Below are 14312 nucleotides of genomic sequence, written 5' to 3'. Positions count from 1 at the left end.
GTACCTGAGGGCGAAAAGATGGCTGTTGAAACAAAATTTGTTGTAGTCAGAAAGGGTGAAGAGAAGATGACGTTTGCCAATAAGAAAGAGGCCGATGCCTACGACAAAATGCTCGATATGGCCGAAGCCTTCACTGACTGGCTGTTACAGCATCAACCTGCACTGGATGAGTCTCAGGCGGAAACGCTGGGCCTGCTGATTGCCGAGCAGAAAGATGCGGTGCAGCATATTCTCCGCACCAGCAAACTGCCGGAAGCGGCTGCGGTTTCTGAACCTGAAGCAGTAATGCCTGAAGCGGTATCTGACGATGGTGCGGATGAGCAGGTGGAAGAACCTGCTGCTAAGAAAGTGCGCGCCGTCAAAGCCGCATAATCACCACAACGCCGGAAGCGAACCTTCCGGCGTTGCTGTTTCTGAAAGGCAGTATGAACGCTGCTGCTTAACCTGATTTGAATCTGTACCTGCATTTTTGGCGCAAGTCCCTTTCTGCATAACTTTCCCGATTTTCCCACCTTACCGGCACGGGTAATCCTCTCTCCGATAATGCAGTATCAGCATCGATAGAAAAAACACGGATTGCTCCTGCGCTTATTGCTTTCAGAATATTGCATTCACTGCAGGAAATTTTAAAACGGCAGGGTTAATTAAATCACTACCGCTCACCCGGCACCGTTCATTGCATTTAATTAAACACGTTAATCAGAGCGCTTTCTGACTTCCTGTTAATATTTATTTTACATCGGGTTCAATAATGCGTGCTGCTATGACTTTCGGCAATATTAAGCGTTAATCAGCTCACATTTTACAGAAATACAATAGCGATAACTTTTCAGCATTCAAATGCAGTGTTAGGGTGGCACTGTTTTCAGCGAAGGGTTGCTACTGCACACCAGGCAAAACCTAAGCGTTCCACGGTATTTACCGCTGTGGAACGTTTAGGTTTTTTTTTGCCCTCGCTTCAGCTGATTGCTTACAGGTGACTGATAAATTTGATTATTACCTTACGTTTAACAGGAGGTTGAAAAGTCTCCTGCAAGCCCTTTTACGATTAAAAATAAATAACAGGTCTTATGATGATAGATAAAAAACTGTGGGCGCTCTTATTACTGACTTTTTCTCCTTTTTTGTCGGCGCAGGAATGGCACGGAACCGTACTGGGATTTGAGCCGCCACCCGAGCCCATTCTGGGTGATAGGTATGGATTACGTGAATCGCTTGCTGATAATGGGTTTACTTATAATCTGGGCTATCTGAATGAGATCGGCTGGAATGGCGGAGGCGGATATAACCATGATTCCCACGTCGCCTATATCGATCAATTTGCATTAACCTTTAATCAGGATCTCTCCCGCTGGAGCGGTATTCCCGATGCGCGTATTGAAGCCAATATCGTCAACCGTAATCATAATGATGATTTAACGACACGGCGCGTTCAGGATCCTCGCGCGAATATGAATGACCTCACGCAGGAGAGCTGGTGCGGGCAATCCATCACCCGGCTGGGCTGGCTGACCTTCGCGCGCAGCTTTGATGACCGCCGAATGACATGGCGCATCGGAATGATGAACAAGGTTCAGACATTCGATCAGATCATCCCCTGTGATTTCCAGATGCTGTCGCAGTGCGGCGGAAAATCGGCCAACTCACTGACCTGGAACAACTGGAACGTGCACACCTGGGGCACCACGCTTGAGTACCGGTTAAATCCCGTCGTCACCTTAAAAGGCGGTGTGATGGAGCAGAACCCGGATGCCGCCAGCCGTCAGCACGCCTGGAGTGCTTCCACCCGGGGCAGTAAAGGCGTGCTGCTGCCGGTGGAAATCGAAGCCCGCCCTCTGATAAAAGGTCTGCCAGGAGCCTATAACCTGGGCGTGCTCTTTACCAATGCGCCGCAGCGAGACCTCTATCGTGGCCACGCTGGCGGCGCGGGGGCCAGAGACCCTGAGGGCTATCAAAAGCACCACCGGACCTGGTTTCTTTATGCCGGTCTCAATCAGCAGCTGACGCAGCATCAACAGGATACGAGTCGCGGTCTGAGCACCTCCTTCAGCATGAGTCTGGCCGACCCGCGCACGAACTATATGCATTCCGTTTATGCGGCTTCGCTACGCTACCGCGGTCTGTCTGACGCCCGTCCGGAAGACTGGATTGGCATTGGCCTGACCTGGACGGAGGGGAGTAAGCAGTACGCGCGTAACCAGCGTGAAATGAACCAGATCAGTGGTGTCTCTGACTATAACGATGTGGCCTATCATCCGGTGCCGGGTGATTCGCTCAGAGGCGAATTCTATTACCGGTTCCGGCCCGTTTCCTGGCTTGAGCTGCAGCCCGGTCTGCAGTACTGGCATCATCCGGCAGGGATTTCCCGCACTCAGGATGCCTGGGTCACAGAGCTTAAGACGGTGGTCACCTTTTAAAACATCAGCTGAGTACGATCGCTGTCACGCTTTTTGCCCTGACAGATTGAGGCCGTAACGAAAGCTGATAGAGTGCCGGGACTGGATTGTTACTGCTTAGGCAGGCAAAACCTGATTTCTGGCCTCTGCCGGACGTCAGGTTTTTTTGTTTCTGGGGTGCCAATGATAATCGCCAAAATTCTTAATAATAATGTGGTGATGGTTCAGGATGAACAGGGGCGCGAGCAGGTCGTGATGGGGCGAGGGCTCGCCTTTCAGAAGCGCGCGGGTGACCCTCTGGATAGCGCGCAGATTGAGAAGGTGTTCGCCCTGCAAAGCGATCTGCTGGTTCAGCGGCTGGCGGAATTATTAAACCAGATCCCGGCTGAAGTCATGACTACCTGCGATCGCATTATCGATCTTGCCACGCAGCGTCTGGGGAAATTGCAGGAGAGTCTCTACATCACTCTGACTGACCACTGCTATTTTGCCATTGAACGGCAGAAAAAAGGTCTGGCCATTAAAAATGTGTTGCTGTGGGATATCAGACGTCTCTACCCCAGAGAGTTTGAGCTGGGTCAGGCGGCCAGGGCGATGATTTCCCAGCGTCTGCATGTCGAACTGGCTGAAGATGAAGCCGGGTTTATCGCCCTCCATCTGGTCACCGCGCAGCTTAACAATGAAATGCCGGAAGTGATGCATGTCACCCGGGTGATGCAGGAAATTCTGCAACTGGTGAAGTATCAACTGCAGCTGGAGTACGACGAATCTTCCCTGAGTTATCAGCGATTCGTTACTCACCTGAAATTCTTTGCCCAGCGGATGCTGACGCGCACCGTGATAGACGATGACGATGTGTCGCTGCACACCGCGGTTAAAGATAACTATCCCAGAGCCTGGAAATGCGCGGTGAAAATCGCGCAGCATCTGCAACAACGCTATCAGCGAGAGCTGACGGCTGAAGAGATCATGTTTCTCGCCATTCATATCGAGCGGGTGAGAAAAGAGGGGCGATAGCCTTTAAAACCGGATTGTTACTGCTTGATGCAGGCAAAACCTGAGCGCGTCTTCTGAAAAGAGGAGGTTCTCGGGTTTTTTTATTTTTAGCTCAGTCAGCGGGTGTCTGCGGGCATCTGTTTTAAGGAAACCGAGATGGAATATCAGACGCTGGCGCAGGATATCCTGCGCCATATTGGTGGCAAAGATAACATCGTCAGTCTGGTTCATTGTGCAACCCGACTTCGCTTCAAACTGAAAGATAACCAGAAAGCCGACGCTGAAAACCTGAAGAAAAATCCGGGCGTGATTATGGTCGTGGAAAGTGGTGGTCAGTTTCAGGTGGTGATAGGCAATCATGTTCACGATGTCTGGCAGGCCGTCCGTGCCGAAGCCGGACTGAGTGATGAGATCCCTGCGGCAACAGACGATCAGCACAATGCCGGTAACCTTTTCAGCCGGCTGATTGATATTGTGTCAGGCATTTTTACCCCCTTTATCGGCATTCTGGCCGCCTCCGGTATTCTTAAAGGCTTGCTGTCGCTGGCGGTGGTCTGCGGCTGGCTTACTGTTGAAAGCGGAACCTATAAAATCTGGTTTGCCGCGAGTGATGCACTGTTTTTCTTCTTCCCGCTGGTGCTGGGCTATACCGCAGGCAACAAGTTCGGGGGGAATCCCTTTATCACAATGGTCATTGGCGGAGCGCTGACGCATCCGACGATGATCGCCGCCTTTAATGCCAGCCAGCAGGCCGGGGCTATCACGGAGGCGTTTTTCGGCATTCCGGTGACCTGGTTTAACTACAGCGCCTCGGTCATTCCTGTCATTCTTGCTGCATGGGTAAGCTGCTGGCTGGAAAAACAGAGCGCCCGGCGGCTTCCTGCCTCAATGAAAAACTTCTTCGCGCCCTTAATTTGCCTGACCGTTACCGTACCGCTGACCTTTCTGGTGATTGGCCCGCTGGCTACCTGGCTGAGTCAGTTGCTGGCCCACGGCTACCAGTGGATCTATGCCCTCGCACCCTGGCTGGCCGGAGCCGCTATGGGCGCGCTGTGGCAGGTCTGTGTGATTTTTGGTCTGCACTGGGGACTGGTGCCACTGATGATCAACAACGTCGTCGTTCTGGGTCAGGATTCGATGCTGCCCATGCTGCTTCCCGCCGTCATGGGGCAGGTCGGCGCGGCGCTGGGTGTTTTTCTGCGTAGCCGGGATGCACGGCAAAAGATGCTGGCGGGCTCATCCGTGACCGCCGGGATTTTTGGGATTACTGAACCGGCCGTCTATGGTGTCAACCTGCCGCTGCGCCGTCCCTTCATCTTCGGCTGCGTCGCGGGTGCCCTCGGCGGTGCCCTGGTCGGATTCAGCGCGACACACGTTTACTCCTTCGGCTTTGCCAACATCTTCACCATCGCCCAGATGATCCCACCAGGCGGTGTCGACGGCACGCTATGGGGTGGCATCGCCGGTACGCTGCTGGCGCTGATACTGAGTTGTGGCATGACGCTGGTAGCCGGCATGCCCCGTGTCACCGCGCCAGACGCGGCAGAGCACAACGAAAATGATCTGCTCTCACCCATGACAGGCACCGTTCTTTCACTCGATCAGGTGCCGGATCCTACCTTCGCCGGAGGATTACTCGGTCAGGGTGTGGCCATTATTCCCGCTGATAATAAAGTCATCGCGCCCTTCGCAGGTGAAGTTGCCTCACTGTTTCAGACCCGGCATGCGATCGGCCTGCTGAGTCAGAGCGGCATAGAAATGCTGATCCATGTCGGCATCGATACCGTCAGGCTCGACGGCACACCTTTTACGGCACATGTCAGCGTGGGCGACACCTTTCAGCCCGGCGACCTGCTGCTGGAGTTTGATCGTCAGGCGATTCTTGATGCCGGTTACGACCTGGCGACACCCATCATTATTACTAACAGCGATGACTACGCGGAGGTTACTCCCCTGGCCGGGACAGCGATCACGGCGGGTGCGCCGTTACTCAGCGTCACTCATCGATAAAAGGAGAACAGGATGAAAACTTTTCCGGATTCATTTTTATGGGGCGGTGCGGTTGCCGCTAATCAGGTTGAAGGCGCATGGCGTGAAGCGGGCAAAGGCCTCTCAACCTCGGATGTGCAGCCACAGGGGATTTTTGGCCCGGTAGTGGAGCGCGTTGCGGGCAGCCAGAGTCTTAAAGATGTGGCGATCGATTTTTACCACCGTTACCCGGACGATATCAGGTTATTTGCAGAGATGGGATTCAGCTGCCTGCGGGTTTCAATCGCCTGGACGCGTATTTTCCCGAACGGTGACGAGCAGCAACCGAATGAAGCGGGGCTGGCCTTTTACGACCGCTTATTCGACGAACTGGCCGCGCATGATATCCACCCACTTGTGACGCTGTCACATTATGAAATGCCGTGGCATCTGGTTAAGCAGTATGGTGGCTGGGGCAATCGTCAGGTGATTGGTTTCTTTGAGCATTACGCCCGGACGGTCTTTACCCGCTACCAGCACAAAGTCAGCCTGTGGCTGACGTTTAACGAAATCAATATGTCCCTGCATGCGCCGCTGACCGGCGTGGGTCTGCCGGAGACCAGCAGCAAAGGCGAGGTTTATCAGGCGATCCATCATCAGCTTGTCGCCAGTGCGCTGGCGGTAAAAGCCTGTCATGAGATCAATCCGGAAGCCAGAATCGGCAATATGCTGCTGGGAGGTCTGGTTTACCCGCTGAGCTGTAAGCCTGATGATGTGCTGGAAACGCTGCAGGAGAACCGTAAATGGCTCTTCTTTGGCGATGTTCAGTGCCGGGGAGCCTATCCGGGCTACATGTTGCGCTTCTTCCGCGACAACCACATTCAGCTGGATATTACGGATGCCGATCGCCAGATACTGCGCTCGACCGTCGACTTCATTTCGTTCAGCTACTACATGTCCGGCTGCGTCACCGCTGATGAAACGCTGAATCAGCAGCTGCAGGGTAACATTCTGAGTATGGTGCCAAATCCCCATCTGCAGAGTTCTGAATGGGGCTGGCAAATTGATCCCGTCGGATTGCGTACATTGCTGAACCTGTTGTGGGATCGTTATCAGAAGCCACTCTTTATCGTGGAGAATGGACTGGGGGCGAAAGACGTGCCGGACGCCGGGGGCATCGTGCAGGATGACTATCGCATCAGCTACCTCAACGATCATCTGGTGCAGCTGCGTGAAGCTATTGAAGATGGTGTAGACGTGATGGGGTATACCAGCTGGGGGCCGATCGATCTGGTCAGCGCATCAAAAGCCGAACTGTCAAAACGTTACGGTTTTATCTATGTGGATCGCGATGACAAAGGGGAAGGTACGCTGGCGCGCAGCCGGAAGAAAAGCTTCCACTGGTATAAAGAGGTCATCGCCACCAACGGGGCTTCGCTGAAAGGGTAATCCCGTGCTTAACGGAGCATCGCCACCGCCGCGATGCTCCCCGCTTTCTCAGCAATCACGCCTTCAGGGCATCTCGCCGGTTTTAACCTGATAGCGGGTGCTCCTGCCGCCACCCTCCAGCCGGTAAAGACAGCCTTTCTCCACCAGATCCGCCAGATGACGGGTTGCGGTGGCTTTACTCACTCTGGCGACCTTCTGATACTGACTGGCGCTGATCCCCAGCTCAAAACCCTGTTCGCCACCGTCCAGCAGCCGGTTCAGCACTTTCACCTGCTCCGGGCTTAATCCGGCCCCCTGATGCCGCAGCCAGAAACGCGCTTTCTGCTGGGTACGATCGATGATGGCCATCGCCTGTTGGAGGCTCTCATCCAGGATATCGAGAAACCACACCAGCCAGTGGGTGATGTCCAGACCGCCTTTCTGCGTCTGCTCAAGGATGCGGTAATAACCGGCACGCTGCGCCAGAATCGCAGGGGACATGGCATAGAGACGGATGCTCTGGCTGTCGGCCTGCGACAGCGCCAAATCGGTTAACGCTCGCGTGATACGACCATTACCATCATCAAACGGGTGCAGGGTGACAAACCACAGATGGCAGATGGCGGCGCGCAGCAGCGGGTCCAGCATCACATCATGCTGGCTGCTGTTGAACCACGCAATGAACTGCGCCAGCTGCGGCTCCAGCCCCTGTCGTGGTGGTGCTTCAAAATGCACTGTGGGGCGATCGATGCGTCCTGAGATCACCTGCATCGGCTCACTGCCGCGCAGCATGCCAACGCTCAGGCGCTGCACCGTCCATTCATCAGCCGGAAAGAGCCAGTGATGCCACTGAAATAATCGCGCCATCGTCAGCGGCTGGCTGCGATTGTTGATGGCATCAAGCATCATCGCGGCCAGTCCCTCTGAACGATCGGAAACAGGATATGGCTGTTCTTCTGTTACGCCTAACCGGCGCGCCAGCGATGAGCGCACTGACTGCACGTTGACACGCTCCTCTTCAATCGCCGATGAGGAGAGAATATTGCTCAGCAGGGTATCTAGCGTCTGGGACTCAGCGTCTGACTGCAGGCTGGCACGGCCCAGCAGCAAACCGCGCTGCTGCTGCAGATGGCGCAGGCGCGGTAATAGCACGGCATCCTGCCATTGAAAATGGGGCCAGTCCGGCTGCTGCCAGATCCAGTTCACGCTCATAATCGGCTCACTATCAGAGAGAATGAGCCGAATAAGCGTTTATATTCGGCTCACAGAATGAGTCGATAATAACGAATATCTGGCTCACAGGCCAATCTGGCTGACGTGAGGGCAAAAAAAGGACCCGAAGGTCCTGTCTGCTTAGCGGGAGAATTGCATAAAGGTGTCTGAGTAGTAGTGAACGATCCAGGCGACATATGCTAACCAGACAACCATCCCAACAGCTAATCCTGATTTACCGATCATTGTTCTCTCTCCACTGCGATAAGGGGGCTACAGCAACTGTTGACATAAACTGACAGTAATAGCGGGCGGCAATATTGTTGCAGATCAAAAAAAGCCCGTTCATTCGCAGCGGCATAATCCCTTTTCGATCAACTTCCCTGCATCCCGCACGGTGAGCCCCCCGTCACGATGGAATAACACCTATTAAAGTTCAAAAAAACGCCGCCGATAGAAGATCTCAGGAGCACGATAATCACAAGGAGGTATTGAAGCGGGTAAATTTCAGGGGAATCACTATGGCCAGTCAGGTAACACATAAGAAAAAAATGAGTACCCGTGCGCAGATGTTAATCATGGGTGGTTTAACAATAGTGCTGGGGTTTACCGTGACTATCGGGGTCCTCAGCTGGCAGTCGGGTAAAGAACAGAAAGAGCTGGCCGAAAAATATCTGCAGCAGATTGCGCAGAGCCGTGCGTTACAGGTTCAGCAGGAACTGAGTCATGCCCGCGATGTCGCCAGCCTTCTCGGTCAAAGTCTGATCGCCTTACCTGGCGCCGGAATTACCGATCGCAAAGCGGCGGATAAGGTGATGGAGTATGCGCTGCGCGCTAATCCGGACTATCTGTCGATGTCTGTCATATTTGAACAGAATGCCTTTGATGGCCGGGATGCTGATTTTGCCTCACAGCCTGGTCAGGCCCCACAGGGTCGCTATGCCTTTTTTGTGGATCGCGACGCGTCGGGTAAATACGCGATGCATCCGCTGCTCTCCTATCTGACGCCGGGTCAGGGCGATTACTATCTGGTCCCGCAAAAATCACAAAAAGACACGCTCACCGAACCCTACAGTTATGCCTATAACGGCGTACCGACGCTGCTCACCTCCGTCGCGGCTGTGATTATGGATCAGGGCACCTTAAAGGCGGTGGTCACCTCTGATATTTCACTGGCATCACTGCAGCAGAAAGTGAATCAGATCAAACCCTGGCAGGGCAGCGGCTATGCCCTGTTGCTCTCTGCTAACGGGAATGTCGTCTCCTCACCGGTGAAAGATGAAGCCGGGAAACCCTGGAAAGGTGAAAAAGATGGTTTTACGACGACAGTCGTACAGCATTTTGATGCCGTGCTGGGTGAAGATGCCTTAGTGACCTGGCAGCCGGTGGTGATTGGTAACAGCGACAAACCCTGGTATCTCGGCGTCGTTGCCCCGGTCAGTCAGGTCATGGCCGCCTCCACCCGACAGCTGATGTGGGCGGTGATCCTGATGGTCGTGAGCGTCATGCTGGTCGGTGCGGTGCTGGGCATGCTGTTCAGCCGTAAAGTGCTGCGTCCGATTGGTGGCGAACCGGTTGAAGCAGCCCATATTGCGCTGGCCGTTGCCGATGGCAAACTGGATAACCGGATCGCAGTGAAAAGCGGCGACAGCAGCAGCCTCTTTTTCGCGCTTAACACCATGCAAAGCCAGCTCCGGCAGATTGTCGGGCAGATTAAAGATTCCAGTGAATCAGTACGTCAGGGCGCGGGCGAAATTGCCAGCGGCAACCTCAATCTGGCGTCACGCACTGAAGAGCAGGCTGCCGCGCTGGAGCAGACCGCAGCCAGTATGGAGCAGATCAGCGCCACGATTCGCCTGAACGCCGATAACGCGCAGCAGGCGACCAGCCTGACGGAGAACGCCACGCACATCGCCAGTCGCGGTGCATCGCTGGTAGGTGAGGTGGTGCAGACGATGGCGCAGATCGATGACAGTTCGAAAAAGATCGGCGACATTACCACTATGATTAACAGCATTGCTTTCCAGACCAATATTCTGGCGCTGAACGCGGCGGTAGAAGCCGCTCGTGCCGGTGAGCAGGGCCGCGGTTTTGCCGTGGTCGCCTCTGAAGTGCGTAATCTGGCCCAGCGCAGCGCGAATGCGGTGAAAGAGATCGGCGCACTGATTGAAGAGTCGAGCGTACGGGTCGAGAGCGGCGTCCGGCTGGTGAACGATGCCGGTAAAACCATGCAGGAGATGATGCACGCGGTGAATTCGGTGCAGGGCATTATCGGCGAGATTGTCACCGCATCAAGCGAGCAGGCGCGTGGCATCAGTCAGGTAACGATTGCCGTCAATGAAATGGATGGCGTCACTCAGCAGAACGCCGCGCTGGTGCAACAGATGTCGGCGGCCGCCAGTTCGCTGGAGGATCAGGCGCAACAGCTGTCACAGACGGTGGAGCAGTTTCATCTGGCATAAGGGGCCGTAGGTTCCCTGAGCCAGTATCTGCTTCACAGACTAAAAACCCGCCAGCGGCGGGTTTTTTTATCACTGTTCCGTCAGCCGCACGCCGCTGCTGGCATCAAACAGGTGCATCTTATCCGGATTCACGGTCACCGGCAGCGTCCCGCCCGGCACGGCATCACTGCGACCGCTCAGCTGCATATGCAGCGGGAAACCCTGCCAGTTCAGGTGTAACAGCGTTGATTCCCCTGTGATCTCCACAATGTTCACCGTCGCCGGTTGCCCGCTGGCATCAAAAATCAGATCGTGAGGTCGTACGCCCAGCGTCACGGGCTGATCGGCCTGCTGCTGAGCCGCACTGTGCCAGCGAGGGGGCAACGGCAGCCACTGCTCGCCACAGCAGACGCCAGGCAGGCCGTCGCGTGTCTGGAAGCGCGCATCCAGCAGATTCATCGGCGGCGAGCCGATAAACCGGGCCACAAAGGTGTTAACCGGGCGGTCATAAATCGCCAGCGGCGCACCCTGTTGCACAATCACCCCTTCTTTCATCACCACAATCTGATCTGCCAGCGTCATCGCCTCGACCTGATCGTGGGTGACATAAACCATCGTGGTTTTGAACCGCTGATGCAGAGACTTAATCTCGGCGCGCAGCTCCATGCGCAACTGCGCATCAAGGTTAGAGAGTGGTTCATCGAACAGAAACACCTGCGGGTTGCGCACCATCGCCCGTCCCATTGCCACGCGCTGCCGCTGTCCACCCGACAACGCGCGTGGATAACGCTGCAGCAGCTGATCGATGCCGAGAATGCCTGCGATGCGGGCGATTTTGCTTTTCTGCTCCTCGCGCTTCACCTTTTTTACCTGCATGTGAAACGCCAGATTCTCTGCGACGGTAAGATGCGGATAGAGCGCATAGCTCTGAAACACCATCGCGATATCCCGGTCAGCGGGATCGAGATCGTTAATCTGTTTTTTATCCAGCATGATCGCCCCATCAGAGAGGGTATCCAGACCGGCAAGCAGCCGCAACAGGGTGGATTTGCCGCAACCAGAGGGACCGACCAGCACGGTAAAACTGCCGTCAGGAATGGTTAAATCCAGCGGATGAAGCACGCTCTGTTTTCCGTAGCGCTTCGCCACCTGTACAAGTTCAACACTGGCCATATTCAGCGCACCTCATTTGAAAGTTGGAGTTGTTGCCAGCTGGGATAGCGGCGCGGAGAGCTGCTTATCGCCTGTGAAGCCACTTCAATGCCCCAGCGCAGCGCGGTGAGCGATGACTGGCGGTAGAGCAGTGCAGTAAGAAATCCGGCATTGAAACTGTCACCGGCACCAATGGTATCGACCACCGTCACCGGCTGACCGGCGGCAAACTGCACCGAGGCGGCAGACCAGAGACGCGCGCCCTCTGCGCCACACTTAATCACACAACCGCCACGACCACTGAGCTGAGTGGCCAGTCGTTTACCGCTTTGTTCCAGCAGGTCTGCGCCCGCTAAACCCAGCGCTTCCACCTCATTGAGTAGCAGCCAGTCACAGTCCGCTAACCAGCTCCCCATCTCCAGGCGAAGCGCATCGCTCCAGCCCGCAGGCGGCCAGCCGGTATCCACAGCGATACAGAAGCCACGCTGCTGCAGCGCGGCCAGCAGCGCCGGATAGTGGGTGTAGAGTTCAAGACAGAGAAAGGTGCCGCACAGCAGCACGATGTCGCCCGGCGTCGCCTGCAACGGCAGCTGGGCCAGCACATCGTCAGCGGTCAGCACGGTGATATGACCGTGATTGCTGAGAAACGATCGTTCGTTATCGGGATGCGTCACGCCCACCGTCAGCGAGGTCTCACAGGCATAGCGCGGCCAGTGTGCGGCACTTTGAGGAAAATGACTGGCGAGCCAGTGGCTGAAGCCATCATCGCCCTGATTGGCGATGGCGCGATGCGGCACCTGCATCGCTTCGAGGGCCAGTGCGCAGTTACCGGCCGATCCGCCAGGACGTAACTCGCTGTGCTGCAGCATCACTTCTGTGCCGCGCTTCGGCCAGTCGCTGAGCGTACTCATGATTAAATCGACGTTAATATTGCCCACCACATAAAGCGTGGACGCGATGGTCTTGTCCATAATTATCCCTTACTTCCGCCGCTGGTGAGACCGCTGACCAGCGTCTTCTGCAACCAGATGGCAATAAACAGAGGCGGCACCGAAGCCAGAATGCCAATCGCCGCGATCAGACCATCATCCGTCGCGCGTCCGGCGGTAAAACCGGCAATCGCGACCGGCAGGGTCTGAGCCGAAATATTGCTGGTGAACAGCAGGGCGTAGAAAAACTCATCCCAGGCGAGCAGCCAGCCAAACAGGGCAGCAGCGCCTAATACCGGTTTCGCCAGCGGCAGCGTGATGCGCAGCAGAACCTGCCAGAAGCGCAGGCCATCCAGACGGGCAGCCTGTTCGATATCACGCGGCAGCGAGTCGAACTGATTCTTCAGCATCCAGGTCAGGAACGGCAGGATCAACGAGCAGTAGACCATCACCAGGCCGGGACGGGTGTTGAGCAGCCCCAGCTGTTGCAGCAGGAAGTAGAGCGGCAGCACAAACGCCACCGGCGGCACCATGTAGATCGCCAGTGCGCCGGAAAGCCAGGCATCGCGGCCGCTGTAGCGTGAGAAGCTGAACGCCGCCGGTATTGCCAGCAGCAGCGAGATCGCCGTGGCCACCGTCGCGACCAGCAGGCTGTTACCCAGCGCATGCAGGAAAATGTTGCCCGGCTGGTTCGGTGCCAGCGAAATCAGCCTCTGATAGCGGCTGAAATCCCACTGACGCGGCAGCCACTCCAGCGGCACGCGAGAGAGATCGCTGGCAGAGCTGACGCTCATCAGAAACAGCCAGCCCATCGGAGCCAGAATGCTGATGGCGACCAGCAGCGCAGCTCCATAGCGCAGTACCCGTCGCAGTTTAGTTTTCATAAGCAGAACTCCGGCGGCGCTGATGCCACAACATCAGCAGATAGAGCGTAATTAGCAGGGCGCACATCAGCGTCATCAGTATCGCGTAGGCCGCACCGCTGCCGGCACGCAGATAGCTGAACGACTCCTGATAGACGAAAAAGCTGAGGGTTTTGGTGCTGTCCACCGGGCCGCCGCGCGTCATCACGTAAATGATGTCGAAGATCTTAAAGGCATCGATGGTGCGTAACACCAGCGCGACGCCGAGCGGAGCAACAATTGCCGGGAAGGTAATTGCCCGGAACCGACGCCATGCTGAAGCACCATCCAGCCGTGCCGCTTCATACAGATCGTCAGGAATCGACTGCAGCGCGGCCAGCACCAGCAGGGTGACCAGCGGATAGTTTTTCCAGATATCCGCAAACATCACCGCATTGAGCGCCGAATCCGGCGATCCCAGCCAGCTGCGGTAGCCATCAATAATACCGAGCTGGCTGAGCAGGGCGTTAATGCTGCCGTAATCGGGGTTGAAGTTGAGCCGCCACATCATCGCGTTGACGATGGTCGGCAGCGCCCACGGCAGAATCACCAGTACCCGCAACACATTACGGCCGATGAACTTCTGATTGAGCAGCAGCGCTACCAGCACGCCGATGATCCCTTCAAAAGTGACGGAGACCAGAGTGAAGTAGAGCGTGCGCCAGATCGACGCCCGAAAATCGGGATCGCTGAGCGCATAGAGATAGTTTTCCAGCCCAATCCAGGCAGGCGTTTCACCGCTGCCAATCAGCGCAGCATCGGTAAAACTGAGCCAGATGGTGCGCAGAAGAGGCCAGGCGGTAAGCAGCAGCATCACCAGCAGCATGGGTGCCAGCAGCACCCATGCCTGACGCTGTTCGCGTTGACGCAAACTCAGCATCATAACTC

11 protein-coding genes are annotated in these 14312 nt (G+C 55.7%); 6 read left to right on the top strand and 5 right to left on the bottom strand.

The features are described from left to right. The first annotated feature begins 18 nt into the window (after window positions 1-18). The 5 genes from PU624_RS03090 (at window position 19) to PU624_RS03070 (ending at window position 6809) form a co-directional block, all read left to right on the top strand. Window positions 19-372, top strand: a complete 354-nt coding sequence (locus tag PU624_RS03090) for a YebG family protein (protein ID WP_283544822.1) — start codon at window positions 19-21, stop codon at window positions 370-372. A gap of 701 nt (window positions 373-1073) precedes the next feature. Continuing rightward, window positions 1074-2417 (top strand): carbohydrate porin, encoded by a 1344-nt coding sequence (locus tag PU624_RS03085; protein WP_283545164.1) that lies wholly within the window; start codon window positions 1074-1076, stop codon window positions 2415-2417. Between the two features lie 162 nt (window positions 2418-2579). After that, window positions 2580-3413 carry a BglG family transcription antiterminator LicT gene (gene licT / locus PU624_RS03080; protein WP_283544821.1) on the top strand — a complete coding sequence of 278 codons (834 nt, stop codon included), beginning with the start codon at window positions 2580-2582 and terminating at the stop codon, window positions 3411-3413. A 135-nt stretch (window positions 3414-3548) separates the two neighbouring features. After that, entirely contained in the window at window positions 3549-5402 is a 1854-nt protein-coding gene (gene bglF, locus PU624_RS03075; RefSeq protein WP_283544820.1) for a PTS beta-glucoside transporter subunit IIABC, read from the top strand. Window positions 5403-5414: 12 nt separating this feature from the next. After that, on the top strand, window positions 5415-6809 hold the full coding sequence (locus tag PU624_RS03070) for a glycoside hydrolase family 1 protein (protein ID WP_283544819.1): 1395 nt from the start codon (window positions 5415-5417) through the stop codon (window positions 6807-6809). A 63-nt stretch (window positions 6810-6872) separates the two neighbouring features. On the opposite strand, the gene PU624_RS03065 is transcribed toward PU624_RS03070, so the two are convergent. Beyond that, entirely contained in the window at window positions 6873-8000 is a 1128-nt protein-coding gene (locus PU624_RS03065; protein ID WP_283544818.1) for a Fic family protein, read from the bottom strand. A 521-nt stretch (window positions 8001-8521) separates the two neighbouring features. Between PU624_RS03065 and PU624_RS03060 the strand changes: the two genes are divergently transcribed. After that, the gene (locus PU624_RS03060) at window positions 8522-10462 is read left to right on the top strand and encodes a methyl-accepting chemotaxis protein (RefSeq protein WP_283544817.1); all 1941 of its coding nucleotides are present in this window, start codon (window positions 8522-8524) and stop codon (window positions 10460-10462) included. A 69-nt stretch (window positions 10463-10531) separates the two neighbouring features. Here PU624_RS03060 and PU624_RS03055 read toward each other — a convergent pair whose 3' ends face one another. From PU624_RS03055 to PU624_RS03040, 4 genes are read right to left on the bottom strand one after another with little or no spacing between them, the layout of a single operon-like run. Next, window positions 10532-11614, bottom strand: coding sequence for an ABC transporter ATP-binding protein (locus PU624_RS03055; protein ID WP_283544816.1), 1083 nt, complete (start codon window positions 11612-11614; stop codon window positions 10532-10534). A 2-nt stretch (window positions 11615-11616) separates the two neighbouring features. Next, window positions 11617-12564: a carbohydrate kinase family protein gene (locus PU624_RS03050; protein WP_283544815.1), complete on the bottom strand. Its 948-nt coding sequence runs from the start codon at window positions 12562-12564 to the stop codon at window positions 11617-11619. A 2-nt stretch (window positions 12565-12566) separates the two neighbouring features. Next, window positions 12567-13406 carry a carbohydrate ABC transporter permease gene (locus PU624_RS03045; RefSeq protein WP_283544814.1) on the bottom strand — a complete coding sequence of 280 codons (840 nt, stop codon included), beginning with the start codon at window positions 13404-13406 and terminating at the stop codon, window positions 12567-12569. Then, window positions 13396-14304 (bottom strand): carbohydrate ABC transporter permease, encoded by a 909-nt coding sequence (locus PU624_RS03040; RefSeq protein WP_283545163.1) that lies wholly within the window; start codon window positions 14302-14304, stop codon window positions 13396-13398. The genes PU624_RS03045 and PU624_RS03040 overlap by 11 nt, the downstream gene beginning before the upstream one ends. Window positions 14305-14312: the final 8 nt, after the last annotated feature.

Source organism: Pantoea sp. Lij88 (assembly GCF_030062155.1).
Taxonomy (GTDB): Bacteria; Pseudomonadota; Gammaproteobacteria; order Enterobacterales; family Enterobacteriaceae; genus Pantoea.
The sequence above is the reverse complement of the archived record's forward strand: the minus strand, read 5'-3'. Positions and strand labels throughout refer to the sequence as shown.

Coding starts and splice junctions, on each gene's coding strand:
- PU624_RS03090 (WP_283544822.1), top strand. CDS start 19: ATGGCTGTTGAAACAAAATTTGTTGTAGTCAGAAAGGGTGAAGAGAAG.
- PU624_RS03085 (WP_283545164.1), top strand. CDS start 1,074: ATGATAGATAAAAAACTGTGGGCGCTCTTATTACTGACTTTTTCTCCT.
- licT (WP_283544821.1), top strand. CDS start 2,580: ATGATAATCGCCAAAATTCTTAATAATAATGTGGTGATGGTTCAGGAT.
- bglF (WP_283544820.1), top strand. CDS start 3,549: ATGGAATATCAGACGCTGGCGCAGGATATCCTGCGCCATATTGGTGGC.
- PU624_RS03070 (WP_283544819.1), top strand. CDS start 5,415: ATGAAAACTTTTCCGGATTCATTTTTATGGGGCGGTGCGGTTGCCGCT.
- PU624_RS03065 (WP_283544818.1), bottom strand. CDS start 8,000: ATGAGCGTGAACTGGATCTGGCAGCAGCCGGACTGGCCCCATTTTCAA.
- PU624_RS03060 (WP_283544817.1), top strand. CDS start 8,522: ATGGCCAGTCAGGTAACACATAAGAAAAAAATGAGTACCCGTGCGCAG.
- PU624_RS03055 (WP_283544816.1), bottom strand. CDS start 11,614: ATGGCCAGTGTTGAACTTGTACAGGTGGCGAAGCGCTACGGAAAACAG.
- PU624_RS03050 (WP_283544815.1), bottom strand. CDS start 12,564: ATGGACAAGACCATCGCGTCCACGCTTTATGTGGTGGGCAATATTAAC.
- PU624_RS03045 (WP_283544814.1), bottom strand. CDS start 13,406: ATGAAAACTAAACTGCGACGGGTACTGCGCTATGGAGCTGCGCTGCTG.
- PU624_RS03040 (WP_283545163.1), bottom strand. CDS start 14,304: ATGCTGAGTTTGCGTCAACGCGAACAGCGTCAGGCATGGGTGCTGCTG.